We start from the raw sequence: 14,193 nt of genomic DNA, 5'->3' as shown, positions 1-14,193 counted from the left end.
AATCAACAAATCAACAAATTATTTAATCATTTCCTCAGCCGCAACAAGCGCAGCATCAATTCCAGCAGCATTTTTTCCACCAGCAGTTGCAAAGTGAGGCTGGCCACCGCCGCCACCTTGAATGTGTTTACCTAATTCTCTTACAATGCTACCAGCATTCAGATTCTTTTCCTCGATCAAGTTTTTACTTAAAATCACGGTAAGTGTAGCTTTGCCATCATTTTCTGCTCCTATAATTAAAAACAAGTTTTCCATATCTCGTTCTATGTCAAAAGCAAGTTCTTTAACTGATTTTGTATCTAAATCTGTTTTGGATGAAATAAAATTCACTCCATTAATCAATTGAGTACTGTCTATTAAATCACCTTTAAGGTTTCCAGCTTTAGCCTTTTTGAGTTGTTCTATTTCCTTTTTAAGAGCATTGTTTTCCTCTTGAAGAGCTGCAATAGATTCTGCTGGGCTTTTTGTAGGATTTTTTAAAATTTCTTTAATTTCTTCAAAGCTTTTAGATTGCTCTGCAAAGAAATCTTTTACTGCGTCGCTCGTAATTGCTTCAATACGTCGTATTCCAGAAGCTACTGCAGTCTCGTTTGTAATTTTAAAATGCCAAATGTCGGCTGTGTTTTTTACGTGAGTTCCTCCACAAAGTTCCTGACTTTCACCAAATTTAATAGTACGAACTACGTCGCCATATTTCTCGCCAAAAAGTCCAATCGCGCCTTCAGCAATAGCTTGATCATAGGTGTTGTTTCTATTTTCCTCTAGCGGCAATTGTTCCCTGATACGAGCATTAACAAAGTTCTCAATTTCTACGAGCTCTTCTTTTGTTACCTTAGAAAAATGAGAGAAGTCAAATCGCAAACTGGCACTTCTCACCATAGATCCTTTTTGCTCTACATGAGTACCCAAAATTTTACGTAATGCTTGATGAAGTAGGTGCGTAGCCGTATGATTTGCCGCAGTACGTGCTCGTTGATGAGCATCTACTGTTACTTTAAAAGGACCATCAAGTTCTTTAGGAAGGTTCTTAGTTAGATGAACAGTTTGCCCATTTTCTTTTTTAGTATCTATAATATAAACCGTGTCTCCACTAGCGCTTTCTATATAACCTTTATCGCCTGTCTGTCCACCGCTTTCTCCATAAAACGGAGTCATATTAAAGACTATTTGATATAATTCACCGTCTTTTTTACTTACTACTTTTCTATATTTTGAAATACGTACGTCACCAGAAAGTCTGTCATAACCTACAAATTCTTGAGTGTCATCTTCTCGTAAAGTTGTCCAGTCACTAGTTTCAGTCGCGCTAGCTTTTCTAGATCCTTCTTGTTGTTTCTTAAGAGCTTTTGCAAAACCGTCTTCATCCATCTGAAGACCATGCTCGCTTAAAATCAAACGAGTCAGCTCTTTAGGGAAACCATAAGTGTCATTTAATTCAAAGGCCTTTTTACCGTCAAGAACAGTCACTCCATCATTTTTCATGCTTGCAACCATAGAATCAAGAAGAGCAAGTCCATTTTCTAGAGTTCTTAAAAAAGAGGCTTCTTCTTCTTTAATTACGTTTAGAATAAGATTCTTTTGTGATTTCAGCTCTGGGAATGCGTCACCCATTTGCTTAGATAAAGTATTTACTAGCTGATAGATAAATGGTTCTTTTTTACCCAAATAAGTAAATCCATAACGTATGGCACGACGCAAAATCATACGTATCACATATCCAGCACCATTGTTTGAAGGTAATTGCCCATCGGCAATGGAGAAGGATACTGCTCTAAGATGATCAGCAATTACTCTTATTGCTATGTCTTCTTGTTCTGTTTTTCCATAAGAATGACCAGTTATGGTTTCAATTTCTCTTATTAAAGGCGTGAAAACATCAGTATCATAATTAGATTGCACGTTTTGCAATACCATAGCAAGACGCTCAAAGCCCATTCCTGTATCCACATGCTGTGCAGGAAGGTTTTTTAAATTTCCGTCTGCCATGCGGTTGTACTGCATGAAAACAAGGTTCCAGATTTCCACTACTTGTGGATGGTCCATGTTTACTAATGTAGCGCCATCTACCTTTGCTTTTTCTTCGTCACTTCGTATATCTACGTGAATTTCAGAACATGGTCCACAAGGACCTTGTGCGCCCATTTCCCAAAAGTTATCTGCTTTATTACCGTTTAAAATACGGTCTTCAGCAATCAGTTCTTTCCAGTAGTCGTAAGCTTCGGTATCTCGATTTAGATTTTCACTTTTATCACCTTCAAAAATCGTCACATATAAACAGTCTTTGTCGATACCGTAAACTTCGGTGAGTAATTCCCAAGCCCATGCAATCGCTTCTTTTTTAAAATAATCGCCAAAACTCCAGTTCCCCAACATCTCAAACATCGTGTGGTGATAGGTATCAACACCTACTTCTTCTAGGTCGTTATGTTTACCGCTTACACGCAGGCATTTTTGAGAATCTGCAACGCGGTTGTTTTTAGGATCTGAATTGCCTAAAAAATATTCTTTAAACTGGTTCATACCAGCGTTAGTAAACATTAACGTAGGATCGTTTTTGATCACCATAGGAGCGCTAGCAACGATTTGGTGTTTTTTGTTTTCAAAAAAATCTAAAAATGTTTGACGTATTTGTTTTGACTTCATTCTGGCTACACTAGCGGTTAATTCAATTTTCTTATTTTTGCTTAGAGGAATAATGTTTTTTAAGGATTCCGCTTTCGCGAAAGCGAGATCCAGAAACAACTTTTAATATTATATTCCGTTCTTAAAAGCAGCACAAAAATAGCATAATAAACCGTATGTCAAAGGTCAAGTACTACTACGATTCTGAAACACTTTCTTATAGAAAGATAGAGACTAAAAAAAGGAGAGTTTTTTTTAGAAGTCTACTCTTTTTAGTGGCAAGTTTTTGTTTTGGCCTAGTTTGCTTTTTGTTTGCCGATAGGTTTTTAGAATCTCCGCAATTAAGAAAAGCAAAAGGTAAGGTGGAGTATCTAGAATTGCGTCTGGATGAAATGCAGCAAGATGTAAATCAATTGAGTGCCGTAATCGAGAATGTAGAAGAAAGAGATAACACTATTTATAGAATTTACTTTGATGCAAATCCTATTCCTGCTGAGCAGCGTCAGGCTGGTTTTGGTGGTGTGAATCGCTATAAGGAATTTGAAGGACAGCCTAGCGCAAAAAAAATCATATCACTCAAAGAATCTATTGATAAGCTTAAAAAAAGAACTGCGATCCAGTCAGAATCTCTTGAAGAGATAGCGACACTCGCTGAAGATAAAGAGAAACTACTGTCTTCTATTCCTGCGATACAACCAGTGCGTAATCAAGATTTAACGCGCATGGCGAGTGGTTATGGTTATCGTACTGATCCTTTCAATAAAACTAGAAAGTTTCACTACGGTATGGATTTTACAGCTCCTAGAGGAACACCAGTTTTTGCAACTGGAGATGGAGTAGTGGAGCGAGCAGATGCCAATAGTTCTGGATATGGTAACCATATTAGAATTGATCATGGTTTTGGTTACGTGTCGCTTTATGCACATTTACGTAGCGTTAAACCATACAACGTACGACCAGGTCAAAAAGTAAAACGTGGCGATATAATAGGTTATGTAGGAAGCACTGGTAGATCTCAAGCACCGCATTTGCACTATGAAGTTTTCAAGGATGAGCAACGCATTAATCCTATAAACTTTTATTATGGTAACTTGAGCCCACAAGAGTTTAATGCTTTATTGAAAAAATCTCAAGAGGAGAATATTTCATTAGATTAATAAATATAAAGTTTTATGGGTCTGAAAAATTTATTGTTTTTTTATATCATAATTTTAACACCTTTAGGAATTATAATTTTTTGTAATAAAATGATGATGATAGATAATAGTGTGCTAGTATTTAGTCTATTATTTTATGCTTTTGTCTATAGAACTTATACAGATGGCAAAAAACTAGCCTCTAGAAATATTATTTCAGAATCAAGCATTTGGAAATTAGCTTTGCCAGGTACACGCTTTAAGTACTTTAAAGAGCTTTATCTTAAATAACCTAACTATGCATATAGAACTTCCTGAAAAACTGTACTACTCTATGGGAGAAGTAACAAAAGCGTTTCAAGTAAATGCTTCTTTGGTGCGTTTTTGGGAAAAGGAATTTGATGTTTTACAACCTAAAAAAAACTCCCGAGGTAATCGCAAGTTCTCTAAAGAAGATGTAAAAAACCTTAAAACCATCTACCATCTGGTAAAAGAAAAAGGTTTTACACTAGAAGGAGCTAGAGATTATATGAAAAACCATAAAAAGGAACTCAATACTATAGAGATCATAAGCAAGTTAGAATTTGTAAAAACAGAATTGCTTAAGATTAAATCACAGTTGTAATTACTTCTCGTTCATGGCTGTCTAATAAAGGTAAAACAGTAGATTTGTATTTCTTGAGTATTCTATCTAATTACTGCGATTTTAATGATCAAATTTGAGAAGCTTCCTTATACTTTTATAATTGCAGGACATATTGTGATCACCATTTTCATGATCGCAGTTCCCTTTTTAGTTAAGATTTTCTTTTATGCTGCGATTGTATATTTTGTATTGCGGCTACTTACGAGTGCCAACAAAAATAATGAGGTCATTCTTGCAGCCTGTTATCTTTCTTGTCTAGAGGTCTTTTTAAGAATGAATAACGCCATGTTATTCTATGAGATGATTAAATATTTAGTCATCATTTTTATGGTCGCTGGCCTGGCATTACGTGGATTTTCGTTAAAATCGATTCCTTTTGTATTCTACCTTTTACTACTTGTCCCCAGTATTGTAATAGCGTCACAAAATATTCCTATAGATGAGTCCTTGAGAAAAGCTGTTGCTTTTAATCTAAGTGGTCCGGTAACACTAGGTGTCGTTGCTTTGTATTGTTTTCAAAGGAGAATAACAGCTACTCGCTTAGAAGAAATATTAAAACTATCTGTTGGACCTCTGGTGATGTTATGCTTTTACTTATTTGTTGTCACACCAGATATTAGAGATGTGGTAACAAATACGGCTTCTAACTATGCAACTTCTGGTGGTTATGGTCCTAATCAAGTTGCCACCGCACTAGGAATAGGAATGTTTATTTGCTTTATTAGATTCTTGCGAATCAAGAGTTTGCGCTTAAATATTCTTGATATAATTTTATTCCTTGCTTTCACTTATCGTGGTTGGGTAACTTTTTCGCGTGGTGGTGTTTTAACCGCCTTTTTGATGATTGCTGCGGTAATATTTACCTTGTTCTTTTTGAGAAGATCTGAGTTTAGATTTGCATTTATACCTAAATTGAGCGTTATCGCCGTCGGATTAGTACTAGCTTGGGGTTATACCTCACTAGCCACAAGTGGTTTAATAGATAAAAGATATGCAAATGAAGATGCTGCCGGTAGAGCAAAGGAAGATTTATCCACCGGTAGAGCAGAGCTGATTACTATTGAACTAGAGGCATTTTTAGAAAACCCTATCGGTGGAATAGGTGCAGGAATGGTTAAATATTATAGAGCCAAAAAAGACGGTATTGTCGCGGCATCTCATAATGAAACGAGTAGGTTGCTATCAGAACATGGAAGCATTGGTATTTTATCTTTATTAGTATTGATCATCACGCCACTCATATTTCGACTATCTCACAAAGGAAACGTTTACTTTTACGCCTTTTTAATTTTTTGGATCGCAACGATTAATCATAGTGCCATGCGTATTGCTGCACCAGCGTTTTTCTATGGAATGGCACTGCTTTATGTTGTAAAGCCCAAGCTGAAAAAGAAACAAATTTCAGAAAAAAAGTTGCCAGAACTAGCTACTCTTTGATGAAAAATATTCTTTACATAGGTAATAAGTTAGCGTCACAAGGCAGGACAGCAACTACGATTGATACACTTGGACCGCTTTTACAAAAGGAAGGATTTAATTTAAGGTATGCTTCTTCAATAAAAAATATAAGTAGGCGCATGTTACACATGATGCGCATGACTTATGTTAATAGGAATTGGGCGCATGTGATGCTTATTGATACTTACAGTACAAAAAACTTTTGGTACGCGATTACTATCTCACGCATTTGCCGAAGTTTAAAAATCAAGTACATACCAATTCTTCATGGAGGCGATTTACCAAAAAGGATCATCAAAAACCCTAAAGCACTAAATGCATACCTAAAAAACGCTTATCAAGTAGTAAGTCCTAGTGATTATTTGATTTCCGCTTTCGCGAAAGCGGGATACCACAACCTTACTAAGATCAACAACTTTATTGAGCTAGAAAACTATCCATATCAAAGGAGGGAAATAAAAACTCCAAAGTTGTTATGGGTGAGGTCATTTGCTCAAATTTACAACCCAGAAATGGCGATAAAAGTTTTCAAACTCATCAAAGAAAAATACCCAGAAGCGACACTTACTATGGTCGGTCCAGAAAAAGATGGATCGCTAGAAAAATGTAAAATGTTAGCGGAAATCTTACAGTTGCAAATTGATTTTACAGGATTGTTGTCTAAAAGTCAATGGATCGAACTCAGTAAAAATCATAATATTTTTATCAATACCACTCGTTTTGATAATTTACCAGTGAGCTTAATTGAAGCAATGGCATTAGGCTTACCAGTAGTGTCTACAGATGTAGGAGGGATTTCATATTTGATAGAAAATGATAAAAACGGTAAGTTAATTCCAGATAACAATGTGTCAGAAATGGTGACTGCGATTAACGACTTGATTGAACAGCCATCACATTATCAGCAGATTACAAATAACGCTAGAGAAACTGCAACTTTTTATTCTTGGAGTCTAGTTCGACAGCAATGGAACGGCTTACTCCAATCTTAAGGTGTATATTTACGGTTTTAAATTAAATTCTTAGTGTCCAAATCCATACATTTTGAGATGTCCGAACGCAAGATACTACTACGTATCATTGATGTTTTTGTGGTTTTGGCATCCTTAGAATTGGTAGGGATAATTTTTGGGCTAGAATACTTTTCTATAAATGAACGACAGTGGATGTGGTCGGTGATTCTTGCCTTTTATTTGTTGTTTTTTGCCACTGTTTTTGAATTGTACAACTTGCAGCGTGCAAGTAGAATTACAGGTTCTCTAAAAAGTGCCATTACCGTAGGCTCTATAACTAGTTTATTTTATTTACTGACTCCATTTTTTACACCAGAGTTACCTGACAATCGTATCCAGATCTTATATTTTTACTTTGCGGTTACTTTGCCTTTGCTCCTTTGGAGAGCTATTTATATAAAACTATTTGCAAGTGCTAGATTTAATAAAAATAGCATCCTAATTGTTGATGCTGGCGAGGCGGCAATGGTTGCTCAATCGCTTCAAGATGTCGATCCTAATTATGATATAAAAGGTTATATCAACACAGGTCCTGCTGTCCAATCAGGACATTTTGTAGGAATCAAAGAGTTGTCTTTAACCGATGCTCATGAATTATTTAAATCTAGAAAAATCACTGAGGTAGTAGTTGCTAGTAGCGAAGTAGAAGGTATCACCTCAAATTTGTATCGATGGCTTATTGAATTAGTTGAAAGTGGTTATTCTGTGCGAGAATATACTCAGGTATATGAAGAAATGACCGATAGAATCCCAGTGCAATATGTAGGCAAGGATTTTTATAAATATTTTCCATTTGCACGCAATAATCAAAATCGATTATACAAAGTTTATCACCGAGCGTTTGATATTGTAGCTTCCTTACTAGGACTTATTTTCTGTGTTATATTAATTCCATTTGTTCTAATAGGTAATATTTGTGCTAACCGAGGTCGTTTATTTTATATGCAAGAAAGAGTCGGTTTAAACCGGAAAATCTTTAAGATAATCAAGTTTAGAACAATGGTTAGGGACGCCGAGAAGCTCGGTGCACAGTTTGCGATTAAAAACGACGTTCGCATTACAAGATTCGGTAAATTCTTGCGAGCAACAAGAATTGATGAATTTCCGCAGTTTTGGAATATTTTAAAAGGAGAAATGAGTGTCATAGGGCCACGTCCTGAACGAGAAGTATTTGTTGAACAACTTTCAGAGAAAATCCCTTTTTATGAAACGCGTCATGTAGTAAAACCAGGTCTTACAGGCTGGGCTCAAGTAAAAACAAAATATGGTGTTACTGACGAAGATCATTTGAGAAAGCTACAGTACGATCTTTTTTATATAAAAAAACGAAGTGTTTTTCTTGACATGAGAATCATTGTAAAAACTTTAAGTACTATTGTATTCTTTAAAGGGCAGTAGCTCCTTATAATACTGCAAAGATCTATTAAGTATAGAGGATAGTACTACAAATTATGTCATCAAACTATTAGGGTTGAGAAACGGAAATTAGGATAGAATATCAATTTTAATAGACGTTAAGTAGCTAATTAAAAAAGACACTTACTTACGTTTCATTTTACCTCTTCTAAAAACACTAAATAGCAAAATAAACAATCCCATGAGGCTAGCTATTCTTGCAATATAATCTCCATGAGTAGTATAAAAAGTCATTCCTGATCGAGGTCTAATAGAACCTTGTATAGCGCCTTCTTCCTCATAGCCTAGAGATTGCTTAATATTTCCTTGGTGATCTATGATGGCACTGATACCGGTATTCGCACTACGTGCGATCCATCTTCTATTTTCAATTGCACGCAATCGTGCAAGACTCAAATGTTGCTTATGACCTTGCGTGTTGCCCCACCAAGCATCGTTTGTAATAATCGCTAAAAATGTAGCACCGTTTTTAACGTAATCAGAAACATATTCTCCATAAACTGACTCATAACAAATTACAGGAGCAACCTTTGCAGAGTTATTCATTTCAAAAACAGTCCGATCTTCTTGAATAGTTTTTGTAGAAACGGTGCCGCCTAAGTCTAACATTGCATCGCCTAAAATAGGTTGCAAAACGCTTTTGTACGGGAAATTCTCAACTCCTACGACTAGTTTTGATTTGTGATAAATTTTCAATGAATCTCTCGCTTTTAGAAACATAGCAGAATTGTAATCATTGTACAACGTTCTACCGTCGCGATAAAGATTAGTCTGCGGATTCATTTGAGCGCTATCCCTTACTATTTCTGTAATAGAAACACCGCCTAAATAATTGACGTTAGGATAATCTAACAACGATAACCGCAGTTGATTCACTGCGCGATTGTATTCTAGCCGGTCTAAATTAGTTAGTTTGATATTATCAGCTAGCACCGTTTCTGGAGTAATTATCAAGTCGGTGAATTGGTCAGTTAGAGGTAATGCAAGATTGGTAATATGACTTACAATACTGTCATTAGTGATATAATATTTCTCGCTATAAGGATCAATGTTCGGTTGCACGATGACCACTTGGGTTCCACCTCCTTTATTTATTTCAAAATTAGAATAACTAATAATTTGAGAAATTAGGATAGGGACAATTACTAGAGCTAGAAGTACAGCAACTCGCTTAATGATAAATTGACGCTTGGAGATAATTTTGCTTTCCATTTTTTTTAATGGAAGTTTATCCTGAGGTAGCTCAGGGCGAAAGCGTAACACACTTAAAAAAACAAAAATATTAACCAGCCAGATCCATAAAGAACCACCAAAGGTTCCTGTATATTCATACCATTGAATCCAAGAAGTAGTCTCGCTAAAACCATTACCTAAGTTCAACCACGGCCAAGAGAATTCCCAGTCTAGATGCAAGCGTTCAAAGCTTATCCAAAGGCAGGCGAGAAAAGTTAGTGCAGCGCCTTGTGTGGCTTTTCGAGCTAATAAATGATAGCCTAAAAACACTAAACTCATCAATGCAGTATTAACTAAAACAGCAAACCACATTCCAAAAGGAGTAGAAAAATACAACCAGTAAGTAGTAGCCATATTCCAAATAAAGAAAGACAGATAGGAGAAGAGAAAGACTTTTCCAGCCGCTCTGCGCGTTTCATAAAGTCGTAAACGGCGTTCTACAATAAGCAGTGGCACAAATGCAACTAAAAGCAACCCTGCAAAACCAGAAGTAGGCCAGCCTAGCCAGAGAAGTATTCCTGATAAAAGAGCTAGTAAAAGGCTGTTAAATTTCATGAACTACAGAATGAATTGCTAAATTAAACTGTTTGAATAACAATAAAGAATAGATGTTATGAAACTACTTGCTAAAGACCGATAAATCTATGTTTACCGAGAAAACATTAGAATATAACGCCTCGCTAGAATCACCGATATCAGTTAATGCGTAGTCTACAGAGATTCCTTTGTATTTAAAACCTATTCCTATATTAGGTTGAAAAGTGGTGTTATCACTACCATCAAGCTGCTGGATATTCTGAAAATTTCCTGCGCCGGCTCTTACAAAAACTAAGTCGATGAAGCTGTATTCTAATCCTAAAGCTGGTGTGGCACTTACTGCACTGCTTGAGATAATATCATTAGTTTGAATGAAGCGCATGTTTAAATCTACCTCTGCAGTAAGAACGTGATCGTAATGAAAAGTAAATGTTCTAGCTAGACCTAATTGCAGTTTTGGTAATGTGATTTCTGTTGTTTCTGGTAAATCTTGATTTTGGTTTTCTACAGCGCCGCTTACTTGCTCAAATTGCTCTTCATCTATAGACCAAGTGTTATACGTAGTTGTGATGTCACGTGCCATAAATCCTACTTGCCAGTCACCTCTTTTGAATTGTAAACCTACGTCAAATCCAAAACCCCAAGAATTAGCAAAATCTCCTATCACACGACGTATCACTTTTGCATTTGCTCCATAAGAGAAACCGTCCAGTTTTGCTTCTCTGGCATAGGAAAAAGTAAAGGCCCAGTCTGCAGTAGAAAATGTTGAAATACGGTCGTAATTAATGTTTCCCTGATCGTCTATTAATTGAGTGGTATTTAAAATATCATCTACAGAAAATCGTATCACAGAAAAACCAAAGGAACTCACATCATCAATGGGCATCGCATAGGCGCCGTAGTTAAATTGAGCGATATTAGCAAAATAACTGGAATGCATCAAGGATAGTTCTTGATCTTGCATTCTTGTTAATCCTGCAGGATTCCAGTAAACAGAGTTAACATTATCACTGCTAGCAACCACCGCATTACTCATACCTAGCGCTGCCGCGTCTACTCCTATGTTTAGGAATTCGTTAGAGTAGGCTCTTGAGGTCTGCGCTTTCGCGAAAGCGGAAACAAGTACCAAGATGAAATAGAGAAAATTTTTCAAGCAGAATTTTTAATAAGTCGCAAATATCTAAGTTTCTGAGTTAATAACTAAGAAAATCTGTGGATATTGCCTAAAAGTAAACGAAACAGATCACGAAAAAACTGCATATTTGTAACATGAAGAAATGGGTTCCAAATATTATCACGTTATCAAATTTATTATGCGGTTGTATTGCTGCTATTTACGCATTTAACGACCAGTTGGTTTTGGCGGGAATATTTGTAGGCGCAGGAATATTTTTTGACTTTTTTGATGGTCTCGCAGCAAGACTACTAAATGTATCTAGCGAGCTAGGAAAACAGCTGGACTCACTGGCAGATATGGTAACCAGCGGCCTCGTTCCTGGAATTGTGATGTATCAAATGTTAAGTGAAGCAATTCACATGAATTTGACAACAACGGAATCCATAAACTTCTTTTTAGGTGAAGATTTATACTGGATCACGCATCCGTACACACCTGTTATAGGTTTTCTAATAACTTTAGGAAGTTGCTACAGACTGGCAAAGTTCAATATTGATACCAGACAGACCGATTCTTTTATAGGAGTACCGACGCCAGCAAACGCGATTCTTATTATTTCTTTAGGAATAATTGCTCAAGATTATAATAATGAGTTGACTTACTTTCTGACAAATCCGTACATTCTTATTGTAATTACATTGATAAGCGTTTATTTACTCAATGCAGAATTGCCTTTGTTTGCCCTAAAATTTAAACAATGGGGAATTAAAGGAAACGTGATCAGGTATTTGTTTTTGCTCATTTCACTAGTATTACTTATCACACTCCAGATTTATGCAGTTCCTTGCATTATCATTATTTATATACTGATGAGTGTTATAAATAATTTGATGATAAAACGCCAATAATATAGTACAAATGAAGAGTAGAAATAGAAGTCGATTTATAAATCATCCTGTTTTTTGGTTTTCATTGTTTGTTTTAATTATTAATGACCACTTTCTAAAGTTTCAATTTCATAATTGGTTTACAGGTAAATTATCTGATGTTGTAGGTCTGATATTATTAGCATTAGTTTTCGCTTTCTTTTTTAATGGAAAACCACTTAAATCTGTCTTGCTTTCTGGATTATTATTTATGTTTTGGAAAACGCCATTTTCACAACCGTTTATAGATGTATATAATGAAATAGCCTTCATCCAAATTTATAGAGTAATTGATTATACGGATTACATGGCTTTGGTAATTCTTTTCTTCTCCTACTACCTTATCAAAAAGAAAGAAGAGACATGTAGTATAAATTTCAGTTCAAGGAAATTGACCATACCTGCATTAGTGCTTTGTTCCTTTGCATTCATGGCAACATCACCACCTTACTACGCTTATAATTATCAAGCATCTACAGGTAATTTATATCTAAATAAATCTAGAAACGTACGACTGAGTAAAAGTGAGATTCTAAGCAAACTATCAGAACAAGGATGGCATGCCTATCAAGACACATTATTAATGAATCATAACACTTACTTGCGATACGAAGCAGAGCAAGAGTACATCAAGTTAATTGAGGCTGACTCATCTAAATATCAGGCAGATATTTTCAATAAGGAGTCCATTTATAGCGGCTACAAACAAAGAGTCGAAGAGTATAAGAAAGCCGATATCCATTCGGCTCATTATAAAATTGACCAATTAATCGTAGGTGAGGATACTATAAATGAATTACAGTTCTCATTGCTAAAACTTAAAAAGAATAAAACCAAAATAATTGTTCACAGTGCTAGGGTAAAACAGAACTTGTCTAAGAGCGAATTAAGAAAGCAATACTACAGGATTTTAAAAACTTATTTAAAAGAAAACCTTCGTAATTAATTCCTACTCAAAAATCTTCTTTTTCTGATAACTTAATGGCTAAAGAAGATACCTGAAGTTCGAGCCTTTTGATTTCGCGAGTCACAACATTTCTATGCATGTGCATCCACATATGTATTTTGATAACACTCATGGTTATAAAGCATAATAAGATGACACCTAAGTAAATGATGAGGTTATTTGTGTTTTCTTCATCAAAGCTTTGTATTATAAAGTAAATTAGGAATCCAAAAACAACCAAGTTAAAAATATTCATAGCAAGTACTAACCAGCTGTTTTTGCCTTTATACAAACCCTTAACCATTCCTAATAAGTTCTGTTCTTCAAGGCCGTCATAGAATTTTGCTTCTTCCTCAGATAATGTTTCTTTGATTAAGTGATCGATGTCTTCCATTTTAGTTTTCATAATTGTTATTTTTTAATCGTTTTTTTAATTCTTCTCTGGCGTTGAACAATCTGGACTTGACCGTTCCGATTGATATTTTCAATAAATCGCCAATTTCTTTTAAAGTATAGTTTTCTAGATAAAACAACCTGATGACATTTTGTTTCTCTATCGACAACTTTTTGATTGCTTCTAGAAGGTGACGCTTCTTCTCTTCATTTTCGGTACTTACAGCATCATCATTATCAGATTGCTCTACATGTAGTCCTTTATTCCTTTTTTGTTCAAGACTGTTGCGCTGAATGACAGTTATAGACTTGTTGTAAACTATTCGTAAAGCCCAATATTTAAATTTTGCTGGGTCATCTAGAGTATGCAATTTATCTATAATAGTAATCCATGATTCTTGTGCTATATCTTTAGCAAGATCTGCATCTTTAAGAATCCAATATGCCTTTTTACAGAATGTAGTATGCCATCTTCTAACTAAGATAGGAAGAAGCTTTTTCTCTCCTGCGGCAATCTTTTCTATAAGAATGGAGTCTGTCAATGATTGTTTTTTAAATCTTAAATAAAGATAGGTTACAATCTAAAGACAGCTATATTTCAAAAAGGTTCATTTTTTGATAAAGAAAATTGTAAATTTAGGTCAACAGGGTTCTATATTGTTGGCAAAAGCGTCACGCTCATGAATTACAAAACAACAATGCAATAGGAAAGAGTTAAAATGTAATTAGATTCATTAAAATAAAGTAGAA

At 35.4% G+C, this 14,193-nt stretch carries 12 protein-coding genes; 7 read left to right on the top strand and 5 right to left on the bottom strand.

Annotation, left to right across the window (positions count from 1 at the left end; genetic code table 11):
* Positions 1-18: 18 nt before the first annotated feature.
* Positions 19-2,643, bottom strand: coding sequence for an alanine--tRNA ligase (gene alaS, locus DDD_RS00455; protein WP_041567261.1), 2,625 nt, complete (start codon positions 2,641-2,643; stop codon positions 19-21).
* A 155-nt stretch (positions 2,644-2,798) separates the two neighbouring features.
* Here alaS and DDD_RS00450 point away from each other — a divergent pair, with 155 nt between their 5' ends.
* The 5 genes from DDD_RS00450 (at position 2,799) to DDD_RS00425 (ending at position 8,273) form a co-directional block, all read left to right on the top strand.
* A complete protein-coding gene (locus tag DDD_RS00450) occupies positions 2,799-3,779 on the top strand; it encodes a M23 family metallopeptidase (RefSeq protein ID WP_015360718.1) in 981 nt (326 codons plus the stop codon).
* 277 nt (positions 3,780-4,056) lie between these two features.
* The gene (locus DDD_RS00440; RefSeq protein ID WP_041566809.1) at positions 4,057-4,383 is read left to right on the top strand and encodes a MerR family transcriptional regulator; all 327 of its coding nucleotides are present in this window, start codon (positions 4,057-4,059) and stop codon (positions 4,381-4,383) included.
* Positions 4,384-4,467: 84 nt separating this feature from the next.
* Entirely contained in the window at positions 4,468-5,841 is a 1,374-nt protein-coding gene (locus DDD_RS00435) for an O-antigen ligase family protein (RefSeq protein WP_015360715.1), read from the top strand.
* On the top strand, positions 5,841-6,854 hold the full coding sequence (locus DDD_RS00430) for a glycosyltransferase family 4 protein (RefSeq protein WP_015360714.1): 1,014 nt from the start codon (positions 5,841-5,843) through the stop codon (positions 6,852-6,854). The genes DDD_RS00435 and DDD_RS00430 overlap by 1 nt, the downstream gene beginning before the upstream one ends.
* A gap of 33 nt (positions 6,855-6,887) precedes the next feature.
* Positions 6,888-8,273, top strand: coding sequence for an exopolysaccharide biosynthesis polyprenyl glycosylphosphotransferase (locus DDD_RS00425; protein ID WP_111474747.1), 1,386 nt, complete (start codon positions 6,888-6,890; stop codon positions 8,271-8,273).
* Positions 8,274-8,414: 141 nt separating this feature from the next.
* Here the strand turns inward: DDD_RS00425 and lnt are convergent, their stop codons facing one another.
* Complete coding sequence (gene lnt, locus DDD_RS00420) at positions 8,415-10,079, bottom strand: apolipoprotein N-acyltransferase (RefSeq protein WP_015360712.1); 1,665 nt, start codon at positions 10,077-10,079, stop codon at positions 8,415-8,417.
* A 64-nt stretch (positions 10,080-10,143) separates the two neighbouring features.
* Complete coding sequence (locus DDD_RS00415; protein WP_015360711.1) at positions 10,144-11,214, bottom strand: putative type IX sorting system protein PorV2; 1,071 nt, start codon at positions 11,212-11,214, stop codon at positions 10,144-10,146.
* 116 nt (positions 11,215-11,330) lie between these two features.
* Between DDD_RS00415 and DDD_RS00410 the strand changes: the two genes are divergently transcribed.
* Entirely contained in the window at positions 11,331-12,086 is a 756-nt protein-coding gene (locus DDD_RS00410) for a CDP-alcohol phosphatidyltransferase family protein (protein ID WP_015360710.1), read from the top strand.
* Positions 12,087-12,096: 10 nt separating this feature from the next.
* Complete coding sequence (locus DDD_RS17160) at positions 12,097-13,050, top strand: hypothetical protein (protein WP_052329245.1); 954 nt, start codon at positions 12,097-12,099, stop codon at positions 13,048-13,050.
* Between the two features lie 7 nt (positions 13,051-13,057).
* Here the strand turns inward: DDD_RS17160 and DDD_RS00400 are convergent, their stop codons facing one another.
* Positions 13,058-13,456, bottom strand: coding sequence for a DUF6768 family protein (locus DDD_RS00400; protein ID WP_015360707.1), 399 nt, complete (start codon positions 13,454-13,456; stop codon positions 13,058-13,060).
* Positions 13,446-13,985, bottom strand: a complete 540-nt coding sequence (locus DDD_RS00395) for an RNA polymerase sigma factor (protein WP_015360706.1) — start codon at positions 13,983-13,985, stop codon at positions 13,446-13,448. The genes DDD_RS00400 and DDD_RS00395 overlap by 11 nt, the downstream gene beginning before the upstream one ends.
* Positions 13,986-14,193 lie beyond the last annotated feature (208 nt).

The sequence above is a fragment of the Nonlabens dokdonensis DSW-6 genome (assembly GCF_000332115.1).
In the GTDB taxonomy this organism is placed as follows: domain Bacteria; phylum Bacteroidota; class Bacteroidia; order Flavobacteriales; family Flavobacteriaceae; genus Nonlabens; species Nonlabens dokdonensis.
Note: the sequence above shows the minus strand (reverse complement) of the source record. Positions and strands in the feature narration are given on the sequence as shown.

Excerpts from the sequence above, each read along its gene's own strand:
- DDD_RS00430 (WP_015360714.1), top strand. The coding sequence starts at position 5,841 with ATGAAAAATATTCTTTACATAGGTAATAAGTTAGCGTCACAAGGCAGG.
- DDD_RS00400 (WP_015360707.1), bottom strand. The coding sequence starts at position 13,456 with ATGAAAACTAAAATGGAAGACATCGATCACTTAATCAAAGAAACATTA.
- alaS (WP_041567261.1), bottom strand. The coding sequence starts at position 2,643 with ATGAAGTCAAAACAAATACGTCAAACATTTTTAGATTTTTTTGAAAAC.
- DDD_RS00440 (WP_041566809.1), top strand. The coding sequence starts at position 4,057 with ATGCATATAGAACTTCCTGAAAAACTGTACTACTCTATGGGAGAAGTA.
- DDD_RS00450 (WP_015360718.1), top strand. The coding sequence starts at position 2,799 with ATGTCAAAGGTCAAGTACTACTACGATTCTGAAACACTTTCTTATAGA.
- DDD_RS17160 (WP_052329245.1), top strand. The coding sequence starts at position 12,097 with ATGAAGAGTAGAAATAGAAGTCGATTTATAAATCATCCTGTTTTTTGG.
- DDD_RS00410 (WP_015360710.1), top strand. The coding sequence starts at position 11,331 with ATGAAGAAATGGGTTCCAAATATTATCACGTTATCAAATTTATTATGC.
- DDD_RS00435 (WP_015360715.1), top strand. The coding sequence starts at position 4,468 with ATGATCAAATTTGAGAAGCTTCCTTATACTTTTATAATTGCAGGACAT.
- lnt (WP_015360712.1), bottom strand. The coding sequence starts at position 10,079 with ATGAAATTTAACAGCCTTTTACTAGCTCTTTTATCAGGAATACTTCTC.